The following is a 209-nucleotide window of genomic DNA, read 5'->3' on the forward strand; positions in this document are numbered from 1 at the left end:
TATGTGGGTGATTAGCTCAGTTGGGAGAGCATCGCCCTTACAAGGCGAGGGTCACTGGTTCAAGTCCAGTATCACCCACCACATATAAAAGCTATTATATGAATAGCTCGTTTTAAAATTTAATATGGGTCGTTAGCTCAGTTGGGAGAGCATCGCCCTTACAAGGCGAGGGTCACTGGTTCAAGTCCAGTACGACCCACCATTCTTAG

At 46.4% G+C, this 209-nt stretch carries 2 tRNA genes; both read left to right on the forward strand.

Annotated elements, in window-relative coordinates:
- Nucleotides 1-5: 5 nt before the first annotated feature.
- Nucleotides 6-81, forward strand: a tRNA-Val gene (locus AN393_RS19970).
- Nucleotides 82-126: 45 nt separating this feature from the next.
- A tRNA-Val gene (locus AN393_RS19975) sits at nt 127-202 on the forward strand.
- The last annotated feature ends 7 nt before the right edge of the window (nt 203-209 follow it).

The sequence above is a fragment of the Pseudoalteromonas sp. P1-25 genome (genome assembly GCF_001401805.1).
Lineage (GTDB): Bacteria > Pseudomonadota > Gammaproteobacteria > Enterobacterales > Alteromonadaceae > Pseudoalteromonas.